This is a genomic window from Methanocorpusculum vombati, assembly GCF_026891935.1.
Lineage (GTDB): Archaea > Halobacteriota > Methanomicrobia > Methanomicrobiales > Methanocorpusculaceae > Methanocorpusculum > Methanocorpusculum vombati.
In genome coordinates, this window is sequence record NZ_JAPTGC010000008.1 from 68,152 (window position 1) to 93,283 (window position 25,132).

A 25,132-nucleotide genomic window follows, 5' to 3' on the forward strand; every position below is an offset into this window, starting at 1 on the left:
GCCCGTACCAAACAGCATAAAGAGAAATTAATAACCGATCAGCCCCAACATGTCCTGAGTTAGCATGGAGATTGCATACGCCGTATTAGTGGTGGTTGGTCTTGTCGCATTCGAAACCGTGGCAAGTATCGACAATGCAATCATCAATGCAGATATTTTGTCCACCATGAAAGCGTGGGCACGCCGCTGGTTCCTGACCTGGGGTATTATCATTGCCGTCTTTGGTATCCGCGGAATTTTACCGTGGCTTATCATCTGGTTTTCCACCCCCTCCCTCGGCCCCATCGGAGCACTGACCGCAACCTTCTCCAACGATAACGCAGCAGCAGCCGCGATTCATCAAAGTGCCCCGTTCCTCCTCCTGGCCGGAGGTATCTTCATGATCTTCCTCTTCCTCCACTGGCTCATGGCCGAAGAGAAGAACTGCATCGTTCCGGGCGAACGTGCCATGTCCCGGCAGGGCCCCTGGTTCTATGCAGTTGCCGCAATTATCCTGTTCCTTCTCTGCTACGCCGCAGCACAGATCAACGCCCTCCTTGCAGTAGCCGCCGTGGGAGGGTCGGCAATCTTTTTCATCATGCAGGGATTCCGGCTCTTCGCCGACAAAAAATCTGCGGAACTGGAAGCAGGAACCTCAAAAAAATCGGATCTCAGTAAACTGATGCTTCTTGAGGTGATTGATGCGACGTTCTCCATTGACGGCGTTATCGGTGCATTTGCATTCACCATGTCCGTCCCCCTGATTCTGATTGGAAACGGAATTGGTGCCGTCATCGTGCGTGAACTCACCGTCCGAAACATCGACAACATCAGAAAATACGCCTACCTCAAAAACGGCGCGATGTACTCAATCTGTACCCTCGGACTTATCATGTGCGGCGAAGGATTCGGTCTGGACATCCCCATCTGGTTTGCCCCGCTCCTGACCATCGGTATTGTGGCAACATTCTTCTGGCTCTCACTGCGGAGAATCAAAAAAGGCGACTTCGGCGTCTGCCCGATCCCGCGGGAATAACCCGTCTCTCCTTTTTTTTATCTTCCCGGAAACTTTGAACCAGACGTTTCGGATCGTTCGGGGTTCTTTTACTTTGATTTTCTATGAGAGAACCACGGAAATTTCAAAATTTTCATGATTCCCCCATGGAAAGCCAGAGAAAAAACTCCCGAGTACAGTCTCCGAAAAAAACACCTACGAAATCATCCCGGGAATCACAGACAACAGCAAAAAAAGAAAAATTATGCCACATCCGGCACGAACTTCGTACCATAGTGGATAACACCATCTGAACCCTCACGGTCCAGAACACGGAACACCGACCGGACCGGCATACCGATATACACCTCATCCGGCTCGCAGATAACCTGCGTCGTCATCCGTGCCCCTTCCTCCAGCTCAATAATTGCCAGCACATACGGCTTCATATCCGCATACTGATCACTTGCCGAATGAATAACCGAGAACGTCAGAACCTTTCCCTTACCGGAACACTGATGCTCCACAATCTTTCCATTCCGGCGGCAGTGCGGACACACCGAACGCGGCGGGAAAAACACCCTGCCGCAGGTCTCGCACCTCGTACCCACCATATTATATCTCTGGGGAATCGCTCTCCAGAATCGTGCAACTGTCATCGTTTAGGCCCTCCTGAAAATGTGTGACACAACCGTAGCACCCGTACCACCCACATTCTGGGTCATACCGATCTCCGCACCCTCAACCTGGCGCTTACCGGCTTCGCCGCGAAGCTGCTGGACAACCTCCCAGACCTGCTTGATACCCGTCGCACCGACAGGATGACCGCATGCCTTCAGACCGCCCGACGTATTCACCGGCAGCTTACCGCCAACCTGCGTCTCGCCCTCCTCCGTGAACTTCCCGGCAGTTCCCTTCGGAACAAACCCGAGATCCTCAATCGCGCAGAGCTCGGCAATCGTGAAACAGTCGTGCACCTCCACAAAGTCGATATCCTTCCGCTCCAGCTTCGCCTGCTGGAACGCAGAATTACCCGCAGCAACCGTCGCGCCCATCGTGGAAAAGTCCGGTCTGTCATGCAGCGCAATCGTATCGCCCGCCTGAGCAGACGCCAGAACCTGAATCGGCGTATCCGTAAACTCCTTCGCACGCTCCAGCGGACAGACAATCACCACTGCCGCACCATCCGAAACCGGCGAACAATCAAACAACCGCAGGGGTGACGCAACAAGTGTAGACTTCATCACCGTTGACTGCGTAATCTCCGACCGGAACTGCGCAAACGGATTGCGGGCACCATGATAGTGATTCTTCACCGCAACCTGCGCCAGCTGCTCACGGGTCAGACCGTACTTATGCATGTAATCACAGGCGATCATCGCATAGAGACCCGGGAACGTCGCTCCCGCAAAACTCTCCCACTCCCGATCCGCCGCACCGGCCAAAACATCCGTCGCATCCGACACATCCGTCATCTTCTCAACACCGGCTGCCACAACCACATCGGACATCCCCGACGCGACCGCTGCAACCGCCTGCCGGAACGCAAGACCGCCGGAAGCACATGCCGCCTCCACACGGGTAGCCGGCACATGCAGCTCACCGCCCAGACCCACGTAATCTGCAACAAGCGCACCCACGTGTTCCTGACCAATAAACCGGCCCGCAGACATCGACCCGACAAACATCGCATCAATCTGCTCACCGGCAACATTCGCATCCTCAAGCGCCGCAACGCCCGCCTCTGTGCACAGATCGCGGAACGAAGTATCCCAGCGCTCTCCAAATGCCGTAATACCGGCACCAATAACTGCTACATCTCTCATTTTCCGCACCTCACACCTTGATCTTACCCTTATGGCGGGCATACACTGCATAATCAAGATACTTTGCACAGGCAAGCATCGCCTCAACCGACGGACCCTTCGACCGGTCGATCTTATCCAGAATTGCATCCGTCACCGTCAGATCAAACGCATCCGAACCCGACCCGCTGCCGTAGCTCGTAATAAAAATCCGGTCGCCCGGCTTTGCCGCATCCAGAACAGCCGCAAGACCAAGAGGGACCGCACCGCTGTAGGTGTTACCGAGTCTTGGGGCAAGCAAACCCGTCTTGATCTGATCATGCGTAAACCCGAGCATCGCCGCTCCCTTCTGAGGGAACTTCGCATTCGGCTGGTGGAACACCGCATAATCATAGTCCGCGGGCTTTGTTCCCATGTACTCAAGCATCATATGTGCAGCGCCGGTCACATGCTTAAAGTATCCCGGCTCTCCGGAGAACCTTCCACCGTGCCGGGGATAATCCTCACCCTCACGGCGCCAGAAATCCGGCGTATCCGTCGAAAACGAACAGGTATGGTTAATTACCGCAATCGGATCATCGTTGCCGATCACATACGCAGCGCCGCCTGCGGCGGCGGTGTACTCAAGGGCATCGCCCGGAGCACCCTGTGCCGTATCCGCACCGATTGCAACCGCGTACTTCATCATACCCGACGAAACCAGACCCATTGCCGTCTGGATACCGGCTGTTCCTGCCTTACAGGCAAACTCATAATCAGCTGCCGTCATCACCGGCGTTGCACCGATGGCTTCGCCGACGGTCACAGCCGTCGGCTTCACCGCATACGGATGGGACTCCGAACCCACATAGACCGCCTTGATCTCTGCGGGATCAACTGCCCTGCGTGCAAGCGCACTGCGTGCCGCTTCCACCGCAATCGTTGCCGTGTTTTCATCATAGTCGGGGACAGCTTTCTCAGAAACGCCAAGACCGCCCTTAATCTCTGCAGCATTGGCACCCCAGACACGTGCGATCTCCTCGACCTTAATCCTGTAACGGGGGATGTATGCCCCGTAGGTAATAATTCCTACCATTCTGTATTCCTCAGGCGGGTAATAATTTCCTGCACATCAAGCGACGTACATAATACGGTTATGCGATCCTTCTCTGCAAGCAGCTTCACCAGCGGATGAACATTCTCCACATCAATCCCCTGTAAAATCACATACGGGGGCTTGAACGGCGTCACCCGGATAGCAATCATCGGTGACTTCCCTGTGGAAACATCCGTAAAGATCAGCGCCCGCTCGGTGCTCCAGCCGTAAATGCGGTTGAACTCATTCGGAGAAAGATTCAAAATTGCATTCTGGCTGTTCACCACGGTATAGCCAAAGATCTGATGATCCTCTGAACCGTAAAGAAGGGTACATTCAATCAGTTCCGACAACTCTCGGATCGGAATTGACGAAGCGAAATCATGGATATCATAGATAACTTCATCATCGTAGTCGGAAAACAGCAGCTTGCCGTACTTTTGAATGTACTTACCGCCGTTCTCCTCATCAATATCCAGAAGAGTATCTACAATTTTTCCAACTACTCCGGTACCCGGACTCTTTCTCCTGCCACTCTCATAATCGCTGATAACAGACGGAGAAATACCAAGATGGTCCGCTAGCACACCGGGAGCAATCTGAAAACTGGATCTCCATTTTTTCAGCGCTTTCCCGGGAGCGTCTGAGAGAGTAATTTCACCTGCCATTTTTTCGGCAAGCTGTTGACGCAGTCCCGGTTTCATACAACATATTGTATTTCGTTCCCAACATAAAAGGCTGGTCGTCGAATTCGTCAATACACGAAGTAATAGATACGAACTCATATATAGGAAACAACCCAATAGTGAGTATCATGGTTACAGTCGATGCAGAGGATACCCTCTGTCTGAAGCGTATTGCAGCAATGGGAGGATGCAAAGGACCGGTCCGTCTCTCGACACAAAGTCTCGGCGAACAGCTGGGCATCAGCCAGCAGACCGCTTCGCGCAGACTGCGGTCACTGGAAACTGCACATCTCATCTCCCGGACGACCGAATCATCGGGACAGTTCGTACTGGTAACAAAAACCGGCGAAGAACTGCTGCGCCGCGAGTTCTCCGAGTACTGCAAAATCTTTGACCGTATCGGCGGGCACTACGTCCTCACCGGCAGCGTAATCTCCGGCGTCGGGGAAGGCAGATACTACATGTCCATCCCGCACTATCAGGAAAAGTTCACCGAACTCTGCGGATTCACCCCGTACCCCGGGACCCTGAACGTAAAACTAAACCCGCAGAGCGTCCTTGTCCGCAAACGGATCGACACACTTGAATGGATCACCGTTCCCGGATTCTCCGACGAACACCGGACCTTCGGCGAAGCACGCTGTATCCCCTGCAGAATCGACAACATTCCCTGTGCGATCGTGGTCCCCGGCCGCACTCATTATCCGGAAGACATTATTGAAGTAATCTCCGGCGTCCCTCTGCGCGGAACGCTCGGACTCAGTGACAACGACAGCGTAGAGGTAGAAATTGGCTATGATTGAAAAAGCATTGGACGCCCTGAAACAGGGCAAGGTAATTCTGCTGTACGACTTTGACAACCGCGAAAAAGAGACGGACTTTGCAATCCTCTCCTCCGCAGTCACCCCGGAAACAATCAGAATGTTCAGAAAAGACGGCGGCGGCCTGATCTGTACCGCAATCTCCGGAGCAGCAGCGCAGGCATTCGGTCTGCCGTTTGCATCCGATGCCCTGCGGTTCGCCGGAGACATTGTGGAAAAAGAAGGAGACGTTCCCTACGACCGGCGCAACCACTCATCCTTCTCACTCTGGGTAAACCACCGCAACACCTACACCGGCGTCACCGACCGGGACCGGGCACTGACCGTCACCTCCATTGCAGAGTACGTGAAAAACTTTGAAAACGGAACAACCGGAAAATTCTCCGATGACTTCCGTACACCGGGTCACATGGCACTGCTGCGCGCAGCAGACGACCTGCTGGATCAGCGCCGGGGCCAGACGGAATTATCAGTTGCCCTGGCACAGATGGCCGGCGTAACTCCTGCCGTAACCATCTGCGAAATGATGGCAGACAATGGTCTTGCCCTGGACAAAGAAGGGGCAAAAGCATATGCAAAAGAGCACGGACTGGTATTTATCGAGGGACAGGAAGTACTTGACGAATGGGAGCGGCGCAGAGCCGCAGCCTGACCTTTTTTTATTTTTCAGAAAACAGAAAAAATCTTCACGCCTCAAACGTGAAGATCTCCTCAATGGTTGTATTAAAATATCTCGCCATACGGAACGCAAGCTCCAGCGACGGATCGTACTTGCCCTTCTCAATAGCAAGAATCGTCTGGCGGGTAACCCCGAGCGCCTGTGCAAGCCCCTCCTGCGTGAGATCATGCATGGCCCGATAGACCTTGATCTTATTCTTCATCGTCATCCCACTCCCCGAACTTGTGAGAGTAATAAATTCTGAATGCAACATAGATGAACAGCATCAGGACAAGCAGAAGAATCTGAATCACTCCGAATATCCCGAGATGCGAAATCGCAATCATCTCCGGCGGCGCCGGGAAGATATTGATGACCTCCATCGGGTCGGCAGTTACAGAGTAAACAACATCCGTTACATTCTGGTGAATCGTGAACGCAACCGAACCATCCACAGGTGGCTGGGTAAGGTTCATCGCATGAAGCACCCCGTTTCCGGCATCCTGCACGGAGTTTATTTTATGCGGTCCGGGGACGGAAACAATAAAATTCTGAAAACCTAAGGAAGCACTGAAAACATACACGACCGTTGCAAGATTTACCGAAAAAAAGCTGACCCAGAACGCTTTCAGCGTAGCTGACGCTGTCTTCATATCAATGAGATTCTGACGCTCGTCGGCATAGCAGTCCGTCACTTTCCTGCGCAGAACAAAATACAGCAGCGCTCCCGCAACAAAGCCCACACCGATAATGAACGGATTGGAAGCCTGAATGGACTCCCAGAAAAGCAGAACCTCAATGAGACCGATAATACCGATGATAATATAGAAGTTATTTTGTTTCATGACTGTCAACCCTGCCGAAACTCCCGCCACCATCTGCGGGGGATGTATGCAACCTTTTACATTATACAATTGTGTACAGGGATATTATATCTTTCTCATCTCGGAAGATACCTGGTTCAGAAAAAAAGAGAACTCATGTGGTATCAGCCGTCTCATGGGGGTTTCACCGGCTGATTACCATTTGGGTTTTCCTGTGGTGTGTGGTATGAATGGGTGTGTGTGTATGTGACTGATTCTTACCTGTTTGGATTTGGTGTGTTGTGTGTGCTGTTGTCTTTCTTGCTGAATGTTTTTTTCTGTACTTACTGTAGAGGAGGAATTTTCATCTATTTCCTGGAGGAAACGGGAATGACCAGCTCTTGTGCCGGGGGACACCATCCTGATCTCCCATCCCTTCAGTGTATAGTATATTTTACATTATGTAATATATAGTTTCCCGTAAGAACAGACATCCGCGACACTTATCACCCCTCCGGTACAACATAGAAAACAATTATGAGCATCCCCCAGAATCCTTTGCCGCAGCCGGAGTTTTTGCCGATGACGCCCAAGGAACTGAAGAAATGCGGGGTCATACAACCCGATATCATTCTTGTCTCAGGCGACGCCTATGTGGATCATCCCTCCTTTGCCACAGCCCTGCTCGGGAGGGCACTGTGGGATGCGGGCTTTACCGTAGGCGTCATTGCCCAGCCGGACTGGACGGATCACAACCTCAAAAGCTTCAAACGGCTGGGAAAACCGCGCCTGTTTTTTGCTGTCGTCCCGGGTGCCGTCGACCCGCTGGTCAACGCCTACACACCGGCACTGAAAAAGCGGTCAAAGGACAGTTACTCGCCCGGCGGCAGACTCACCCGCCCGGAACGCACAACCATCGTATATACAAACGCTCTCCACTGGCAGTACCCCCAGATCCCGATTGTCATCGGCGGGATTGAAGCAAGTCTCCGACGGTTCGCCCACTACGACTACTGGAGCAACAGCGTCAGACAGGGAATCCTTGCCGACGCACCGGCCTCACTTCTTGTGTACGGCATGGGCGAACTTGCCCTCATTGAGATCGCAAAACGGATGCAGCAGGGCGACACCGTCGACACCATCCGCGACATTCCCGGTACCTGCTGGACAATGAGCGTAGGCGAGTTCCGTAAAAACCCGCCGGAAGACGCCGTAGTGCTGCAGTCCTATCCGAACGTCGTCGGCAAAGGAGTATTTGCAAACGCCTACGCGACCATGTACCGCGAAGGACACAAACGGCTCGTACAACCGCACCCCAAAACCGTAATCGTAGCAAACCCGCCCATGCGTCCCGTAACCACAGAAGAACTCGACCACCTCTACGAACTGCCGTTCACCCGGAAACAGCATCCCTCTTACAAAGAACCAATCCCGGCGCTTGAACCGGTACAATTCTCTCTGGTAACCCATCGCGGCTGTTTCGGCGGCTGCTCGTTCTGTGCGATCACACATCATCAGGGGAGAATCGTCACCTCACGAAGCGAAGACTCCCTCATCCGTGAAGCAGAACGCATGACCGAAATGCCGGAGTTCCGGGGAACCATTCAGGATGTCGGCGGACCGACCGCCAACATGTATGGCTGCACCTGCAAAACATGGGAAACAGGAACCCCCTGCCCCGATAAAAACTGCATAAAATGCGGAGCATTCACGAACGGAACGGAACGGCAGCTGGCACTCCTGGAACGTCTGCGCAATCTTCCAAAGGTCAAACACGTATTCATCAGTTCCGGCATCCGCTTCGACCTCATACCCAAAGGCGACTTGGGAGACCATTACCTGCTGGAACTGCGGGACCACTACATCTCCGGACACCTGAAAGTCGCGCCCGAACACATCTCCGAGCGCGTAACCGAACTGATGAACAAACCGCGGAACCGTGTGTTTTACGACTTCCACGTACACTTTGAATCATTGCAGAAACGAAAAACACCCAAAGGAAAGAACCGGCAGTATCTGGTACCGTACCTCATGTCCTCCCATCCCGGATGCCGGATTGAAGACATGATCGATCTTGCGCTGTACCTGCGCAAATACAACCTTTACACCGAACAGGTACAGGACTTCACGCCGGTTCCCATGACCCTGTCCACAGCAATGTACTACAGCGGCATACACCCTCTTACCCGACAGAAGGTCTATGTACCGGTCGGCGGCGAAAAACGCATCCAGCGTGCCCTTCTGCAGTGGAAAGACCCAAAACAGTATGACCTTGCCATCGTCGGACTACTGCAGGCAAAAAGAAGCGATCTTATCGGTGATCTGATACCCGCACGCGGCAAGTTCCCCAAAGAGAAAAAAACATAACAAAACCAAAAAGAATTTTTTTTTACTGCTGCACTCCCGCAGCAGCATCCGGTTTCTTCTCGGACCTGAAGAACCAGCCGCGATAAACCAGCGGCACTATCACCGTCGTAATCAGTGACATCAGCACAATTGCAATGAACACCTCGTTCCCCAGCTGAAGCAGATACTCCTTCTGAACCGCATCGGTTGCCGCGGCTGCCATATCCTGGAAATGTGTCAGCGCAATCAGACCGACGATCATTGCCACTTCACCCCGGGGGGCCATGCCAAACCCGACGATCAGCGAATCACGGGTGTTCATACCAAGCAGGCGCGCCGGCAGACCGCAGCCCACCACCTTCGTAATGATAGCCACCACAATCAGCGCAATGATAAACCACAGCATCTCCGGCTTCTCGAACAGATACTGCAGATCCACAATGATACCCAGCGACACAAAGAAGATTGCCGCAAAGATGATGTACAGATACTCCGCACCGAGTTTGATGTCCAGACTATGCTTCAGGCTCACGCGGTTCACACAAACTCCTGCAAGGAACGCACCGACGATTGCCGACACTCCTACAAACTCCGCTGCCATTGCATAGAAGAACGCAACCATCATCGCAAAGATGAACACGAACTCCGGAAACTGCCGGGCGAGTTTCGTTGCATCCATCCGGGAGATCAGCGGCGGAATCACCTTGATACCGACAACCGCTGCAATAACCACAAACCCGATAGACTTAATCACGGTCAGGGCAACCGCCATCGGTACAAGTTCGCCGGTCGCACCAAGATCCTTGCAGATGGACAGCACAATCAGACTGAGAATATCATCAATAACCGCAGCCCCGATGATGGCTTTCGCAAACGGCTGGTGAAGTTTTCCCATCTCCCGCAAAACGTTTGCCGTAATCGCAATACTCGTCGCCGTAAGTGCGGTTCCGATGAAGATTGCGGTGTAGAAATCCATATTGAAGAACAGGGATGTCAGATATCCCCCAATCCAGGGGACGATAACCCCGATGAGGGCTATCACCCCGTACCGCCAGTTGGTGATATCACTGAGCTCAAACTCAAACCCAATCACAAAAAGAAGAATGATTGCGCCAAGACCTGCCAGACTCTGGACAAAATCCGTATAGGTGATAAGACCGAGAACACTCGGGCCGACGATAAGACCCACCAGAATTTCGCCGATAACCGCGGACTGGTGGATACGTGTTGCCAGGAGATATCCGCCAAGTGCCACGAAGAGCAGCAGGCTCATCTGAAACTCGACTGTTGAAGTGATATCCTCCATCATAATTCAATTTCAGATGGGGGCTGAGATGTAAAAAGAATATCGTTTGGAAGAAGTTACTCTTCACGAACGGCGAATAATTTTTCGTCCGGAATTGCCTGCATGACATGGAAAAGTTCGTCTTTGATCTCGTTCATGCGGCGCAGGTCCTCCGGGGTTGCGGTGCCTGCCTCGACTTTTTTCTTGAGTTCGGTTAGTTCCTCACTGGTGAGATGCGTTCCCGGCAGTTCGTCGATGAACAGTCTGTGCCCGTCTGGTTTGGTGATGACAAAGCTGACGGTGTTGGTATCAGCGACAACCATTCGTTCCGGATGGTGTTTCACGTCGAAGGTAACCTTGAGAGCATCCAGCGGACACCGGGTGGTGTGGGCAACAATTCTGATATCGTCCTCTTCCCCGGCCCATTTCGCCGCAACAACGGCGATCTTGTAGCCAAGGGCAATCCCGGGACAGGTGTGTCCGTGCGCTTTGGCTATTGTTTCAAATGCAGGAATCTGTACCATGATACGTTGAGAAAAAATGGTGGTGATGTGTTCAGAGATATTTGTGTGCGCGAAGCCAGTCTACCTGCGGGGTAGTGTAGCGGTAGACGATGTCGCATTTGTCGTCCTGGAAATCCCACGGGATAACAATGAGAATGTCGCCTTCGCGGATCCAGACCCGTTTCTTAATCTTTCCCTTAATCCTGCCAAGACGGGTGACACCGTCCGAGCACCGGACTTTGATATGGTTTGAACCAAGCATCAGCTCTGCCTGGGCAAACTGTTCTTTTGTGCGACGGTTCGGAAGTTTTACACGAATGATACTTCCGTCTTCTGCTACGTCCTGATTTGCGTTTTCTATTCGACCCAGAATATCTACCCCTGTTTGGGTAATACATTGGTTGTGTTATCTGATAAAGATGCCTGATGATCCGTTTTAAAAAAAACTCCTGCCCGGAGACATCTCCCGTGCGAAAGTATTAATGTATATACATGATATATACAATATGACGCAGGAGGAACTCGTGAACATCATCATCAGTAATGCAAGTGATAAGCCCATTTACGAGCAGATTACCGCGCAGATCAAACGCATGATCATCAGCGGCGAACTCCCCGAAGGGACCGCGCTGCCGAGCATGCGGCTTCTCGCAAAAGAACTGCGCATCAGTGTAATCACCACAAAACGTGCCTACACTGATCTTGAACATGACGGATTCATCGAAACCGTCACCGGCAAAGGAAGTTTTGTCGCAGGATCGAATCTTGAGATTATCAAGGAAGAACAGATGCGGCTGTGTGAAGAACATCTGCAACAGGCCGTGGATATCGCCGCACAAAGCGGCATTACGTATGAAGAACTTCGGGAAACCCTCGAACTCCTCTACAACGGAGAGTAACACAATGGAGTATGCAATACACGTTACGAATCTTTGCAAAGCTTATCAGGACTTTGCGCTGGACAATGTTTCCTTTGCCGTACCAAAAGGATGCATCATGGGATTCATCGGAGAAAACGGTGCAGGAAAGTCAACAATGATCAAGGCGATGCTTAACCTCGTCCACCGCGATGCAGGGAAGGTGGAGATCCTCGGAATGGATCTGGACAGTCATGAAAAGGAGATTAAGGAGCGAATTGGCGTGGTGTTTGATGAATGCTGTTTCCACGACAACCTCACTCCGGCTGACATTTCCAAAATCCTCGGAAACATCTATCAGAACTGGGACGGGAAACTATATCAAACGTATCTTGTCAGGTTTGGTCTTGGGGAAAAGAAAAAAATCAAAGAATTTTCCCGCGGCATGAAGATGAAGCTCGGCATTGCTGCGGCTCTTGCACACAACCCGGACGTGCTGATCCTTGATGAAGCCACCAGCGGTCTTGACCCGATTGTCCGCGAAGAAATTCTTGACATCTTCCTCGACTTTATTCAGGATGAGAACCATGCAGTTCTGATCTCATCGCATATCACGAGCGATCTTGACAAGATCGCAGACTATCTGACCTTCATTCATCACGGCAGAGTTGTCTTCTCGACAGGCCGCGACGAACTGATGGACAGCATGGGTGTTGTAAAATGCGGCACAGAGGATCTTGCAGGGATCGGGAAAGATCAGGTTATCCGGTACCGGAAGAATCAGTTCGGCTGCGAGGTTTTGATCCGTGACAAAAGGATATTTGCCGCAGGGCATCCGGGGGCGGTGATTGATCCGGTAACCACCGAGTCGATTATGCTGTTCTACTCACGGGGTGAAGAACTGTGAACGGGCTGCTCTATAAGGATCTGCTGAACCTGAACCCGACGATGAAGTATCTGGCGTTCATGGCGCTGATATTTTGTGTGGTGTTTATTCCGCTGGGAAACGAGCTGCCGGTGTACATTATTCTGATTATGTTTGGTGCGACGCTGCCGGTGACGGCGATCAGTTTTGATACGGCGGCACGGTGGGATAAGTACGCAGCAAGTCTGCCGCTTTCCCGCCGGGAGATTGTTGCGGCGCGATACAGCCTGATGATAGGCGGTATTTGTGTTGCAGGCATTATTTCTCTGGCAATTGCGGTGGTGATGACGGTTCTGATGCCGGGCGAAGGTATTTTTCTTCCATTTATTGATCCGCTGCCGCTGATGGTGATGTTTGTTGCCTGCGGGCTGGTGCTGGGCAGCATTGCCCTGCCGCTGACCCTGAAGTTCGGGCCGGAGAAGATGCGCTACATCGTTATGGTGATTGCACTGACCCCGGTTGTACTGATGCTTGGTATGATGTTTCTGATGGATCTTTCCGGAATAATGCCCGCATCCCCGGTGCTGCTGCCCGTTCTTCTGGGTGTTCTGCTCGCGGTGACGGCGGTTGTTGTCGTTGTGTCCTATCTGATCTCGGTACGGATTTACAGGAAAAAGGAGTTCTAATAAAATATGAACGGACTGCTGCTGAAGGACTGGATATATCTGCGGCGGACCATTGTAATGGTCACGGTCGTGATTGTCTTCTGTATGGTGCTGTTTGTACCGTGGGGCGTCAGTTCGGCTGAGTTTCTGGTTGCGGCCGCGATGGTTCTTTTTCTGCCGGTCACTGCCATGACTATGGATACGTCCAGCCGGTGGGAGCGGTATGCACTTTCCCTGCCGCTTTCCCGCCGGGAGATTCTGGCCGCCCGGTATGTGTTCTCGTGTCTCTGTCTGGGTGCAGCTGCAGTGATCTGCGGGGCGGCGGCGGCTGGTTCGGTGGTATTTCTGGGCGGCTATGATCTGCTGGGAGTTTCGCCGCTGATCTGGTGGGCGGGGTGTACCGGTGCTGCCCTGCTGATGCTGGATTTGCTGCTTGCGGTGTATTTTGTGTACCGCGTGAATGTCGGCATCCTGCTGTTTCTGGTACTGTGTTTTGTACCGACGGCGGCGGTGTACTGGCATGATCTCCTGACTCCGGATGTTTTCGGTGTCATAGCGGCGCTTCTTGCAATCCTCGGGCTTGCGGGATTGTGGGTGTCGTGGCGGGTTTCGCTGCGGGCGTTTGAACGCTGGGATGTGACCTGATGTATCCTGTTCCGGTACGGATACTCTGCGGGAGAGGGAATTGTGCCGCTATCCAAGTGCGTATATCCTATGAAGGACGATAACTCTCTATGACAACCAGCGCAGCAAAGAAGGCAGAGATTGTAGCGTATCTTGAACAGATTGCTGCAATCCTGAAAGAAGGCGATAATGATGTGGTGGAAGTGCGCATCGCAAAACTCGGTGATGCAATTCACCACTCAAAAGAGCTGAATCATCATGAAAAGCATACGGCAGGCGAAATTCTGAAGATTCGCGACTGGAATGCACTGAAGAAATATCTGGAGAATATGTAAATTTTCTTTTTTGGTCTGCTCTGCAATTTTTTGATATGTTCCACCACACCCTGATGCGAATTCCCTGAGCACAAAAGCCATTATCCGGCAGCACCAACGAAGAAGGCAATGGGCGAACGGTACTGGGAAGTTGACGCAGTCAGAGGTATCTCTCTTATCGGGATGATTCTCTTTCACGTCATCTCCCTCATGGTAATCTTTCACATGACCTTTACCCTGGACTGGTATTATGAGGTCTGCCGCTACATTCACCTGGGGACAAGTGTCTTCGTCATTATATCCGGTGTTGCCCTCGTTCTCCGGTACGGCAGAATGGCCGATCGCTCAAAACGCGAATACCATACGGCAATTGTCCGGCGGGGCATTCAGATCTTTCTTATCGGCATAGCCATTGCCGTCATCGCTTCCCTTGCCATCCACTTCATCATCGGTGACGGCAACTATATGCTCTTCAACTTCCTGCAGATGATGGGTCTGTCCATGATCCTCTGCATCCCGTTTCTTTGGCTTGGCAAATGGAACATCATCCCTGCCGCGATTCTCATCTGGGCGGGTTTCCTTGTCAAATCCATTCACACCGGTCCAATATGGCTGCTGCCCTTTGGCATTCTCCCGGACGGCATGTTCTATCCGCGTGACTACTTCCCGCTCCTCCCCTGGGTTGGCGTCATGCTTCTCGGTGTCGCCATCGGTTCCTTCCTCTATCCCCGGGGTGTCCGCCGCTTCCGCATCCCGGACGCCGGGGGTGTCGGCAGAGCGTTTGCCCTGATTGGCCGGCATCCGCTGGAGATCTATCTCCTGCATCTCCCGATCATTGCCGCCGTCCTCTATGTCGTCATGGTGGTATCCCGGGGACTGGGTATGCCGTTCGGATATCTGTAGGGACTCTTTGGTACCGGCTCTGTTTCAATCTGCTCTTACTGCAGGATCAAAACGTATCTGTTGTCCGGTGCACGGGAGGAGGAGAAAAGAGTTTAACCCGCCGACCGCCATATCCTCCTCAGATCAGGATACAGCATCCGCGAAATATGTGAAATGCTCGGATGCACCAGAACAAACGTCGCATCCGCCATGAAAAACCACGGAATACGAAGACCCTACGTAGACCACGTACCCGAAAGAATGTGAAAAAGAATGGGGCTCTAACCAGGCCCCGCAGCTATTTTTCCGGAAAAACCCTTACACCTTCGCCGCATCATCGCCCACCAGCACCGGCGGCGTATACCTCCGCAGAAGAAGCGACAAACTCACCACCGTCACCGAACTCAGCACCATCGCCGCCGCCGCATACTCCGGCCGGAACATCACCTGCGTAAACGGATACAACACCCCAGCCGCCAGCGGAATCAGAACCAGATTATACGCAAACGCCCAGAACAAATTCAACCGGATCCGCGAAAACACCTTCCGCGCAAGCTGCACCGCAGCCACCGCACCAACCAGATCCGACCGCAGCAACACAACACCCCCCGACGCAACCGCCGCATCCGTCCCGCTGCCCACCGCAACACCCACATCCGCCTGCATCATCGCCGGCGTATCATTAATACCATCACCCACAAACACCACAGCAGAACCCCCCTCCTGCATCTGCTGAATAATCGCCCGCTTCTCCTCCGGCATCAAACCCGCCGCAACATGGGAAATCCCCGCAGCAGCCGCAACAACACCAGCCGCCCGCGCATTATCCCCCGTCAGCATCGTCACCGGAAGACCCATCCGCTCAAACGCAGAAACAGCCCGCCCCGCATCAGGCCGGAGAGTATCCGAAACCCCCACCACACCAACAGCCCGCCCCGCAACCGCAACAAACACCACCGACGCACCCGTCGCCCGGAACCCCTCCGCAGCAGCAAAAACCGCATCATCCATAACCACGCCCCGTTCCTCCAGAAACGCAGCCGACCCCATCACCACATCCTCACGCCGCACCCGTCCCGCAATACCCCGGCCCGGAACCGTCTCCACCCGCGTCGCCGCAACAACCGCCGCACCGCGCCGGTCCGCCTCCGCAACAATCGCCGAATCCAGCGGATGCAACGACTTCCGTCCCAGAGCCGCCGCAACCACAAACAAATCCTCCTCGCTCGTCCTGGGAGCCGACATAACTCCCGACACCGCCGGAGACCCCACCGTCAGCGTCCCCGTCTTATCCACCGCAACCGCCCGCAGCTTCCCCGCACGCTCCAGAACCTCACCATTCCGGATCAAAATACCAAGACTCGCCGCACGACCAATCCCCACTGTAACCGCCGTCGGCGTCGCAAGCCCCAGCGCACACGGACATGCAACCACAATCACCGCAATAAAACTCGACAGCGCAACCAAAAGTGTCTCCCCCGCAAAGAAGAACCAGTACACAAACGCCAGAACCGCAACACCCAGCACAAACGGAATAAAATACCGCACCGCCGCATCCGCAACCCGCTGCACCGGCGGCTTCGTCTCCTGCGCCTCCCGCACCATCTTAATAATCCCCGCAAGCACCGTATCCGCACCCACCTTCTCCACCTCCATCGTAAGAACACCCTGCGACACCACCGTACCGCCGATAACCCCCGACCCGGGCACCTTCACCACCGGCACCGACTCTCCCGTAATCGCCGACTCATTCACCGTAACCGCATCCCCGAGAACAATACCATCCGAGGGAATCTGACCCCCCGTCTTCACCAGAACCGTATCACCCGCAACCAGCTCGCCGACCCGCACCTCCTGTTCCACTCCGTCACGAATAACCGTCGCAACCGGCGGACGCAGATGCAAAAGCGCCATAATCGCATCCGACGTCCGGCCACGCGCACGACTCTCAAGAAACCGCCCCAGCCCCAGAAACGCCGTAAGCATCACCGCAGTCTCAAACAACAGAAAATCCGGCGACGGCAACAACCCCAAAACCGCCCCAAGCCCCGCACAATACGACGTCGCAATACCCAGCATATACATAACCTCCATCCCGAGCATACCTCCGCGAAGCTGTGAGATTCCCTGCCGGAAAATCGGATACCCGCACACCACCAGAATCGGCGTCGCAACAACCAGCATCACCACATCCATCAAAAACATATTCCCCGCAAACAACGGATGACCAAACACCATCAGCCCCATCAGAACAGCCGAACCGGCAAACCCGAGAATCGTCCGGTTCCGCAGACCCGACAACTCATCCTTCTCCTGCTCAGGAATATAAAACAGATCATCAAACCCGCTGTTCACCGTAACCGAAGAAAACCCTGCCCGCTTCAGCACCGGAACAAACTGCGACGGATCCGCAAGCAACGGATGATACGAAACCGTCACCACATCCCCGCTCTGCGAAACATCCAGCACCCCGGAAAGCCCCTGCAGTGCAACCTGTGCAGCAGCCGACACACCCGCATCATCCGCCGGACGCACCACAAACGACACCGGCACCGGATCCACAGAAAACCCCGCACCCCGCACCGCCGCATCAATCCTCTCCGGCGTCACCAGATCCGTATCAATATTCGCACTCACCGTCGCCGTAGAAAGATTCACCGTCACCTCCAGAACACCGGAAAGCGCCTTCAGCGTAGACTCAAGATGGGCCGAACACGCACTGCAGTGCATACCGCCAACCAAAAACCGGAGATACCGAACCGTCATGAATCATACATTTACCCCTCCAATCGGATATAAACTCTGTTCGGGTCAACGAAAAAAAAATCAGAACTCTCGGTCCGTCACCAGACCAAGACCCGCAGACCCGGACACAACACGGGCCGAACCCCCCTGCACCTGCACCACAACCGTCTCAGGACCAACAACATTCCCGGACTCATCAAACGAAATACCATCACCAAAGAAAATACTCTGATCCGGCGAGTACGCAACATTCCGCAGAGCAGACCCCACCGCCGACGGACTCATCGAACCGGACACACTCATCGCATCGGCAAGCATCACCACCGCCTCAAACGACCGCGCCGACACACCCGTCATCGACCTGCCGGGATGCACCTTTGAATAAAACAATGACACCTCCCGAACCAGCGGCTTTGCCTTCCCCGCCTCCGAAGACCACATATCAGCACCCGTAAGGAAATCATACACCAGCGTACTCTGCACCAGCACCGGATCACCAACAATCACATCCCCCGCCACATACCACACCGCAGGAACCGAACCCGTCTGACGTGAGCCGGCAAGAAGAACCGTCAGATCCTCCGCACCAGCCGGCAGGCTCACAAGAACCTGACCGCTGCAGTTCAGACCCGACATCACCGCAGCCGCCGCATCCTCCGTCAGCGGCAGAGAATACGAAACCTGCGAAACATGATACCCATGACCCTCCAGTGCTGAAAGCATACGCAAAGGCAGCACCGTACCCTCCGGATACAGCACCGTCACATTATCAAGACCCGGACCATACCCCCGCCGTCCGTCAACAATATCCAGAAACGAAGAAAACCCCGCATCCGCATCCGGAACAAACGACACAGACCAGCCCCCCTCCGGGGCCCTGCCGCCGGAAACCGTATGAACCGCAGGAAGATTCGTAACCACACCAGTCAGATCCCCCACAACCGCCGTCACATTATCCGGCACCGGAGAACCCGACTGAAGCGGAAGAATACGAATCTTCGCACCATACAACCCCGAAATACCACTCGTAGCCGCACCCGGCAACGAAAGACTATTTGCACTATTAATCAGCTCCGCCCCCGCAACAGCACCGCGAACCACCTCAGCATTCCCGTACACACCAACGACCACCTCCGACGGCGGACGCACATACGTATCCACCGGAACCACCGCGCCCGACTGGAACTGTGCAATCTGCATCAGAATCCGGCCGCACCCCTCATCATCAAACTCATACGAACCGGCAGCCCCCTCATAATTCTTCCCCATATACCAGCCGGAAACATACTGCGCACTCCCATTACTCTGTGGAACCAGCCGGGAAAGTGTCATCATCGCATCATACCCCTCAGCCGCATACACCGAACCTGCCGTACCAAACCGTGCCTGATACACATTATAAAACGGATGCGACGAAATATCGGACATACGCTTCGCCGTATAGACCCCCTCCATCCGGGAATCATTCACAACCGCCGCATCCTCCCCAACCCAGGAAGAAACCATCACCGGACCCGTCAACCCGAACTCACGGGCCTTAGCAACAAGAAGAGGAATATCCTCACCACCGGTAATAATCAAAAGACCCGGATTTTTGGCAAGAAGAGAACGCAAAGAAGACACCTCCCCCGACGACGAAGAAAACACCCCCGAAATAATCTCACTCCCCGTCGCATCCTTCAGATCACGAATATATGCAGCAGTATAGGAATTATCCGGCCCGATCACCCCGATAGTCTCATGCTGCCGCAACAGCGACCGAAGAGAAGACACCTCATAATACGGCGGAGTACTGAACGTAACCACATCTCTTGGCGCAACCGCAGCATATCCCGGCGACGCAACCGCCACATGCACAACTCCCGACGCACCCGCATCCGCATCCCACGCCGCACTAATCGCATCCGTCGCAGTAATCACCGCATCAAGCACCGGAAGAGACGTCATATCCGTACTATTCAGATACACAAGAGAAGGACGGGTCTTTGCATCCTGCAACAGAAACGCCGTATCAATACCATTCCGCACCTGATCCCCGATAACAGAATCATTCGGCAGGACCACCCCGATTGTCCCGTGATACATCGTCGCATTAATAACCGGCGGAAGAGGATCCGGCTCATCACCACCGCCTCCGGTAAAAACCGCAAACGCAATCACCAGAGCCAGAGCAACCAGCAGAAGAGCAACGACCTGTTTCATCAGAACAAAACCCTCATCGGAACAACATCCTCAACCCCTGCCGCATCCCAGACCGCAGGAGGACACAACCCCGTCTTCCGCACACTATACCGGGCAGCAGCAGCCTGCAGATACCCGGGCTCCGGCAGAACAAACATCAGATCGATCAGAGGATCCACCGGACAAGCCGAAACAATCTCAAGAGCCGCACGAAGATGCTGATACGAAGCATTCGAGGGATTCTGCACAGCCGCATAGCCGGAAGCCGCAAACGCCTCATCATACCTGCCCATGCAGGCAAGAGCACGGGCACGGCCCGCCCATGCCGCAGGGAACTGATCATGGATCTTCAGTGCCGCATCATATGCATCAGCCGCAACCGCATACGCCCCCGCCTCATACTCCAGCCACCCAAGCTCCGCAAACAGACGGGACCGCATCTCGCGTCCCGGATTTGCCCGAAGCGCCGTCCGCAGCATCGACCGTGCTTCATTCACCCGTCCGGTGGAAAGCAGTACCTGCGATGCCGCAGAACACACAACCGCACGTTCATCATCCCGGGTAGACCGTGCCGTCACCTCGGCAAGAACCGCATCCATCCTCTCCGGAGCAAGATACGGAACAACCTGCCCGATCACCCCAGACACATCGCCGCCATCCTGCCACACACCGGTAACCGCCGCATTCAGCTCGCGGACAACCTCCATCACCGGCGCACCTCCCGCCGCAAGGACCACCGCACGCTGGGCAGGAGTTTCCGCATACACCCCTGCATCAGCACCGGCAGCCATCGCCGCAGCAAACCGCAGCGACGAAACATCCGGCGAACCCGACCGGTCGTACCACTCCAGCGCACAGACCGGATCGAACCCGAAATAGGCGGCAGTCCCCCGCGTCACCGCAACAGAAGACTCAGCCGCCGCATCCATCGCTGCCAGCGAAACAGCATCCGGCCTCCCATCAGCAGTCAGAGACGAATTCATCTCCGAAAGCCGCGACATCGCAGCGGATACCAGATCCTCATCCCCGTCCTCCGCATCAAGCACCTGCTCAAGATACCGGTACTCCTCCTCATACGAACCGCGCCTCCGGCAGGATGCCGCAAGCTGCAGATACAGACGCAGTCTCTCCGGCATCGGCAGCATACCCGCAATACCGGCAATCCGCGTATAATACTCCGACATATCCTCGCCGAGATCCTCCCCAACCTCGCACAGATTCTTCAGACCAATTGCCGTCTGATACCCTCCCGCACCCCGGGACGCAAGAAAAGCCCTCTTGTATGCCTCAAACGCATTATCAAAATCCCCCGACTTCCGGAGAATCGCTCCCATCAGCTCAAACGACGAAATCTCCGCAGATGTACCTGGAAACGCAAGAGTAATATTCGCATACAGATCCATCGCCGGATCATAGTTCCCCGACGCATACAGCCAGTTCGCCGTAGAAAGTGCCGCATCAGGAGTCTCGCACTTCAGAAGCGGCGCACACAGCACCCCCCACTCGGACAGCGTCGGCTGCGGCATATTCAGCCACGTAATCATCTCTTCACGGGTAAGAGAAGAGAACCAGGCACCCGCAATACAGACAACGCAGTCATAAATCTCCTGGGGAGGAAGATCAGGAACACCCGCAGAAACCGCCGCATACCGATCAAAGGGGAACTCATGCCAGAACGGACGGCGACCGACACCAAAATACATATCGGGATTTACAATCTCCGCAACCGTAATACGCCGGGTCTCCAGCTGCCACCAGCTCAGGGGACGGGAATCTCCCGCAGATGCAATAATCTCCGCCGCCTGGTTCGTCCCGGAAATATACGATCGCAGCAGCGCCTCAACCGCAATCATCCGTGCACCGTTCTTCTCCTCAACAGCGGATGCATACTCCCGCTTCAGCCACTCCTCAACCGGCAGAGCATCCGCATCCGTCTGCGCCGACACCGTAAGAAGATCCCGCAGCACCCGGCTGTCATCCGGCTGCTGCAGAATAGCAGAAAGCACCCGGGCATGAAACCCGCCATCCACACTCATCCGGTGCAGAAACAGATTGCGGAACACAATACTCTCGTGCACACTCCTGCGTACCGCATCAGTAGCCGCCGCAGAAAAAATCTCCTCGGCAAGAATCGTCAAATAATCACAATAATACTGTTGGGTCAGATTCCCCTCGCTGACTCGCATAATTATGTAGTGTTTTGTGCGTTAACACTATGTATGCCTTCTGATAGTTCCAAGAAGAGCAGCAAAACAGAAAAACAAAATCATCCGGAACCGAAAATGCGGGAACAGACCCGGAAACTCCGAGTCTGTCCCGCACCTCAGAACAACTAACTTACCGTTCAGCAGGCTTAGACCAGCTTGTACAGCGGGCCTTCATGGTCCTGAACTTCGCCACCGAGCTCTTTCAGAGCCTCGGAAAGAACGATGTCAGAGAATGCTGCTGCGGTTGCAATACCTTCCATGTTCTCAATCGGACCGAACATGATAAGATCTGCACCAAGGGTCATTGCCATGATGTTACATCCGATATCAGGGGATGACCAAGCAATCTGGCGAATGCCCTCAATACCGCCGTAGTGGTGGTGGAACATCTGCTCAGCAAGAAGATCCTTGCCCTTGTACTGCTCGTGGATGTTCTTTCTCCAGCGTTTCAGCCAGGTCCAGGACACCGTCATGTTGTGGTATGCACCACCGGTCGGCAGACCGTGGATTGCCTTGCATGCAAGAATCTCACGGAACGAACCGGCAGAGCCGAGACCGAGCGGAGTTGCTGCAGTGTCAAGAATCGGGCGCTTGATACCGCACTCTTCTGCGATCTGAATCATACCCTTGGACTGACCGGCAACACCGCCTTCCGAAAGAACCTTCTCACGACCGGCAACAGAACCGTCACCCGGGTTGAACGCAAGAACAATTGCGGAATCCACATCGGACTCTGCAAGTGCCTGAATGTTCTCCGGTGCAATAGAACCGTTGATGGAGTTGTAGATTGCACGATCTGCAAGACCGACTTCCGTAACGTACTTCGTTGCATGGACAAGTGCCTCAGGGGCAGAAGAGTCCATCAGGAATGCTGTCTTGTTGTCGATACTGTCAAACCACTGGAAGTAGGACTCGAATGCCTCTCCGTGCTCTGCAATGATCTGGAGGAAGAAGTGGTTTCCGGTCGCGTCCGTCAGTTCCTGACAGCGGTTCCAGAGTGCTTCTGCTTTCGCTTTGTCGATCTTTCCAGTGTGGTCGTCAAGGACAACCTCGTGTTTGTTGTAGAAGATGGATGCACCAAGAACACGCGGGTATTCTCCGGGCTGTCCACCAATTTTAGTTCCGTTAAAGTCAAAGACCTGTTGTTCCTTTTCGAACTTGAACATATTGGCACCTCAATTTACATTATCCTCGTGACTAACATCAGAATCACCATAAAGGCGATACATCCTGCTACAAGACCATAGAGGATACCGATGTCACGACCGATTTTTCTTCCGACACGCATCGCGATTTCCGCGTCCGTGAACTCAATCTTTTTCTCGATTGCGTCAAGACGCTTCTCGATCTCGAGGAACTGCGGGTTTGCACTCGCAACCGTTGCACCGCCGGCAGCACCGCCCTCGTCGTCAGAGATCTGAACAACGATCGGGTCTGCACCGAATGCTCCGGGGTCACGGGCAGTGAGTTCGGCAATCTTTGCAGAGATCTGACCAAGGTCTTCACTCTCCATAATATTGACGATCTCAACCTGCTCCTGGAACCGCTTGATGTGTTCATCAGTCAGGTTCTCAAGGAACGGAATTGCTCCGCCGGAACCGACGATCTTACCACCGTCAACACCGTTCTTGTGCATCGCCTCAATGGACTGACCGGAAAGGTGACCCTTCACTTCAGTACCACAGAGGAGCACGAAACGAATGTTCGGATTTGAGATAACGTTTGCAACGATCTTCTCAATACCGAGGTTTTCCGTCTTACAGGAACCTGCGAGGGCAGCTCCTGCGGCGCAGATTGCCGTCTCGTCAAGGTGGGAACCCATGGTGATAACAGCAACAGGGCTGTTAGCGTCACCGGTGTGGTAGTCACCCTGGATGATCGGCCATCCGCTTGCTGGTGATTTCTTATCTGCCATACTTCTTCACCTCAGAGCACCAGCACCGGTACAAGGATCATGATAAGGGCGATAACAAGACCGGCACCAAATCCGACAAGACCGGAGTCCATAATTGCAGACTCGACCTTGTGTGTACGGGCAAGAATCTGTCCTTTGTATCTGATGTCATCTACCATCTTATCGATGGCAGCCATTCTGATAATTGAACCTGCCATTTTTAGAACCATCCATAGAAGATAACACCAAGAATGATGAAGGACATGATAAGACCAATCATCAGACCCTCAATCTTGCCTCCGTAAAGACCGGACGAGAATCTGGTGCGGTAACCGATGTCGGTAACCATCATCTGGATGTTTTTCATGCGAGCAGTAATGAGGGCCATCTCACCGGTTAAGGGCTCTTCCTCACCGGCCTCTGCACCTCCGGCACTTCCGCCGTCATCGTCAGAAATCTGAACAACAATCGGGTCTGCACCGAATGCTCCGGGGTCTTTTCCTTTGAGCTCGTTGATCTTTGCAGAGATCTGACCGATGTCTTCACTCTCCATGATGTTTACGATCTCAACCTGCTCCTGGAACCGCTTGATGTGTTCCTCGGTCAGGTTCTCAAGGAACGGAATTGCTCCGCCGGAACCGACAATCTTGCCGCCGTCAACACCGTTCTTGTGCATTGCCTCAATGGACTGACCGGAAAGGTGACCTTTCACTTCAGTACCACAGAGAAGCACATACCGGATGTTCGGGTTCGAGATGATGTTGGCAACAATCTTTTCGATACCGAGGTTTTCCGTCTTACAGGATCCTGCGAGGGCAGCTCCTGCAGCGCAGATTGCCGTCTCGTCAAGGTGGGAACCCATGGTGATAACAGCAACAGGGCTGTTAGCGTCACCGGTGTGGTAGTCACCCTGGATGATCGGCCATCCGCTTGCTGGTGATTT

At 53.9% G+C, this 25,132-nt stretch carries 26 protein-coding genes; 10 read left to right on the forward strand and 16 right to left on the reverse strand.

Features of this window, described 5'->3' with window-relative positions:
• Positions 1-64 precede the first annotated feature (64 nt).
• On the forward strand, positions 65-1,015 hold the full coding sequence (locus tag O0S09_RS07145; protein ID WP_268923279.1) for a DUF475 domain-containing protein: 951 nt from the start codon (positions 65-67) through the stop codon (positions 1,013-1,015).
• A 221-nt stretch (positions 1,016-1,236) separates the two neighbouring features.
• Here O0S09_RS07145 and O0S09_RS07150 read toward each other — a convergent pair whose 3' ends face one another.
• The 4 genes from O0S09_RS07150 to O0S09_RS07165 are packed head-to-tail and all read right to left on the reverse strand — an operon-like array spanning position 1,237 to position 4,557.
• A complete protein-coding gene (locus O0S09_RS07150; protein WP_268923280.1) occupies positions 1,237-1,632 on the reverse strand; it encodes a Zn-ribbon domain-containing OB-fold protein in 396 nt (131 codons plus the stop codon).
• Positions 1,633-1,635: 3 nt separating this feature from the next.
• A complete protein-coding gene (locus O0S09_RS07155; RefSeq protein ID WP_268923281.1) occupies positions 1,636-2,799 on the reverse strand; it encodes an acetyl-CoA acetyltransferase in 1,164 nt (387 codons plus the stop codon).
• A gap of 10 nt (positions 2,800-2,809) precedes the next feature.
• Positions 2,810-3,853: a hydroxymethylglutaryl-CoA synthase gene (locus O0S09_RS07160; RefSeq protein ID WP_268923282.1), complete on the reverse strand. Its 1,044-nt coding sequence runs from the start codon at positions 3,851-3,853 to the stop codon at positions 2,810-2,812.
• Entirely contained in the window at positions 3,847-4,557 is a 711-nt protein-coding gene (locus tag O0S09_RS07165) for a helix-turn-helix domain-containing protein (protein ID WP_268923283.1), read from the reverse strand. Before O0S09_RS07165 ends, O0S09_RS07160 begins: the two co-directional genes overlap by 7 nt.
• Positions 4,558-4,667: 110 nt before the next feature.
• Between O0S09_RS07165 and O0S09_RS07170 the strand changes: the two genes are divergently transcribed.
• Positions 4,668-5,342, forward strand: coding sequence for a DUF120 domain-containing protein (locus O0S09_RS07170; protein WP_268923284.1), 675 nt, complete (start codon positions 4,668-4,670; stop codon positions 5,340-5,342).
• Complete coding sequence (gene ribB / locus O0S09_RS07175; RefSeq protein ID WP_268923285.1) at positions 5,335-6,012, forward strand: 3,4-dihydroxy-2-butanone-4-phosphate synthase; 678 nt, start codon at positions 5,335-5,337, stop codon at positions 6,010-6,012. Before O0S09_RS07170 ends, ribB begins: the two co-directional genes overlap by 8 nt.
• A gap of 34 nt (positions 6,013-6,046) precedes the next feature.
• Here ribB and O0S09_RS07180 read toward each other — a convergent pair whose 3' ends face one another.
• Both O0S09_RS07180 and O0S09_RS07185 read right to left on the reverse strand, forming a co-directional pair.
• Positions 6,047-6,247, reverse strand: coding sequence for a helix-turn-helix transcriptional regulator (locus tag O0S09_RS07180; protein ID WP_338148508.1), 201 nt, complete (start codon positions 6,245-6,247; stop codon positions 6,047-6,049).
• Entirely contained in the window at positions 6,231-6,863 is a 633-nt protein-coding gene (locus O0S09_RS07185) for a DUF2178 domain-containing protein (protein ID WP_268923286.1), read from the reverse strand. Before O0S09_RS07185 ends, O0S09_RS07180 begins: the two co-directional genes overlap by 17 nt.
• A 540-nt stretch (positions 6,864-7,403) precedes the next feature.
• On the opposite strand from O0S09_RS07185, the gene O0S09_RS07190 reads away from it, so the two are divergent.
• Positions 7,404-9,188, forward strand: a complete 1,785-nt coding sequence (locus O0S09_RS07190; protein ID WP_268923287.1) for a YgiQ family radical SAM protein — start codon at positions 7,404-7,406, stop codon at positions 9,186-9,188.
• A 22-nt stretch (positions 9,189-9,210) separates the two neighbouring features.
• On the opposite strand, the gene O0S09_RS07195 is transcribed toward O0S09_RS07190, so the two are convergent.
• Genes O0S09_RS07195 through eif1A form a run of 3 tightly spaced genes read right to left on the reverse strand, consistent with a single transcriptional unit; the run spans position 9,211 to position 11,325 of the window.
• Positions 9,211-10,476, reverse strand: a complete 1,266-nt coding sequence (locus tag O0S09_RS07195) for a cation:proton antiporter (protein WP_268923288.1) — start codon at positions 10,474-10,476, stop codon at positions 9,211-9,213.
• 53 nt (positions 10,477-10,529) lie between these two features.
• Positions 10,530-10,976 (reverse strand): formylmethanofuran dehydrogenase subunit E family protein, encoded by a 447-nt coding sequence (locus O0S09_RS07200; RefSeq protein ID WP_268923289.1) that lies wholly within the window; start codon positions 10,974-10,976, stop codon positions 10,530-10,532.
• A gap of 31 nt (positions 10,977-11,007) precedes the next feature.
• On the reverse strand, positions 11,008-11,325 hold the full coding sequence (gene eif1A, locus O0S09_RS07205) for a translation initiation factor eIF-1A (RefSeq protein WP_268923305.1): 318 nt from the start codon (positions 11,323-11,325) through the stop codon (positions 11,008-11,010).
• Between the two features lie 136 nt (positions 11,326-11,461).
• On the opposite strand from eif1A, the gene O0S09_RS07210 reads away from it, so the two are divergent.
• The 6 genes from O0S09_RS07210 to O0S09_RS07235 all read left to right on the forward strand — a co-directional run bounded on the left by O0S09_RS07210 (position 11,462) and on the right by O0S09_RS07235 (position 15,183).
• A complete protein-coding gene (locus O0S09_RS07210) occupies positions 11,462-11,854 on the forward strand; it encodes a GntR family transcriptional regulator (protein WP_268923290.1) in 393 nt (130 codons plus the stop codon).
• A gap of 4 nt (positions 11,855-11,858) precedes the next feature.
• Positions 11,859-12,719, forward strand: coding sequence for an ABC transporter ATP-binding protein (locus O0S09_RS07215; protein WP_268923291.1), 861 nt, complete (start codon positions 11,859-11,861; stop codon positions 12,717-12,719).
• Positions 12,716-13,363, forward strand: coding sequence for an ABC-2 transporter permease (locus tag O0S09_RS07220; RefSeq protein ID WP_268923292.1), 648 nt, complete (start codon positions 12,716-12,718; stop codon positions 13,361-13,363). Before O0S09_RS07215 ends, O0S09_RS07220 begins: the two co-directional genes overlap by 4 nt.
• A 6-nt stretch (positions 13,364-13,369) precedes the next feature.
• Positions 13,370-13,987: an ABC-2 transporter permease gene (locus O0S09_RS07225; RefSeq protein ID WP_268923293.1), complete on the forward strand. Its 618-nt coding sequence runs from the start codon at positions 13,370-13,372 to the stop codon at positions 13,985-13,987.
• Between the two features lie 89 nt (positions 13,988-14,076).
• On the forward strand, positions 14,077-14,301 hold the full coding sequence (locus O0S09_RS07230; RefSeq protein WP_268923294.1) for a hypothetical protein: 225 nt from the start codon (positions 14,077-14,079) through the stop codon (positions 14,299-14,301).
• 108 nt (positions 14,302-14,409) lie between these two features.
• Positions 14,410-15,183, forward strand: a complete 774-nt coding sequence (locus O0S09_RS07235; RefSeq protein ID WP_268923295.1) for a heparan-alpha-glucosaminide N-acetyltransferase — start codon at positions 14,410-14,412, stop codon at positions 15,181-15,183.
• 297 nt (positions 15,184-15,480) lie between these two features.
• Here the strand turns inward: O0S09_RS07235 and O0S09_RS07240 are convergent, their stop codons facing one another.
• The 7 genes from O0S09_RS07240 to mtrA (O0S09_RS07270) all read right to left on the reverse strand — a co-directional run.
• Positions 15,481-17,928, reverse strand: coding sequence for a heavy metal translocating P-type ATPase (locus tag O0S09_RS07240; RefSeq protein ID WP_268923296.1), 2,448 nt, complete (start codon positions 17,926-17,928; stop codon positions 15,481-15,483).
• A 60-nt stretch (positions 17,929-17,988) separates the two neighbouring features.
• On the reverse strand, positions 17,989-20,109 hold the full coding sequence (locus O0S09_RS07245; RefSeq protein WP_268923297.1) for an ABC transporter substrate-binding protein: 2,121 nt from the start codon (positions 20,107-20,109) through the stop codon (positions 17,989-17,991).
• Positions 20,109-22,274 (reverse strand): tetratricopeptide repeat protein, encoded by a 2,166-nt coding sequence (locus O0S09_RS07250; protein ID WP_268923298.1) that lies wholly within the window; start codon positions 22,272-22,274, stop codon positions 20,109-20,111. Before O0S09_RS07250 ends, O0S09_RS07245 begins: the two co-directional genes overlap by 1 nt.
• A 167-nt stretch (positions 22,275-22,441) precedes the next feature.
• Positions 22,442-23,461, reverse strand: a complete 1,020-nt coding sequence (mtrH, locus tag O0S09_RS07255) for a tetrahydromethanopterin S-methyltransferase subunit H (protein ID WP_268923299.1) — start codon at positions 23,459-23,461, stop codon at positions 22,442-22,444.
• 14 nt (positions 23,462-23,475) lie between these two features.
• On the reverse strand, positions 23,476-24,210 hold the full coding sequence (gene mtrA / locus O0S09_RS07260; RefSeq protein ID WP_268923300.1) for a tetrahydromethanopterin S-methyltransferase subunit A: 735 nt from the start codon (positions 24,208-24,210) through the stop codon (positions 23,476-23,478).
• A gap of 11 nt (positions 24,211-24,221) precedes the next feature.
• The gene (locus O0S09_RS07265; protein ID WP_268923301.1) at positions 24,222-24,407 is read right to left on the reverse strand and encodes a tetrahydromethanopterin S-methyltransferase subunit F; all 186 of its coding nucleotides are present in this window, start codon (positions 24,405-24,407) and stop codon (positions 24,222-24,224) included.
• Positions 24,408-24,409: 2 nt separating this feature from the next.
• Positions 24,410-25,132 (reverse strand): tetrahydromethanopterin S-methyltransferase subunit A (gene mtrA / locus O0S09_RS07270; protein WP_268923302.1); only part of this gene is annotated, 723 nt, incomplete at its 5' end.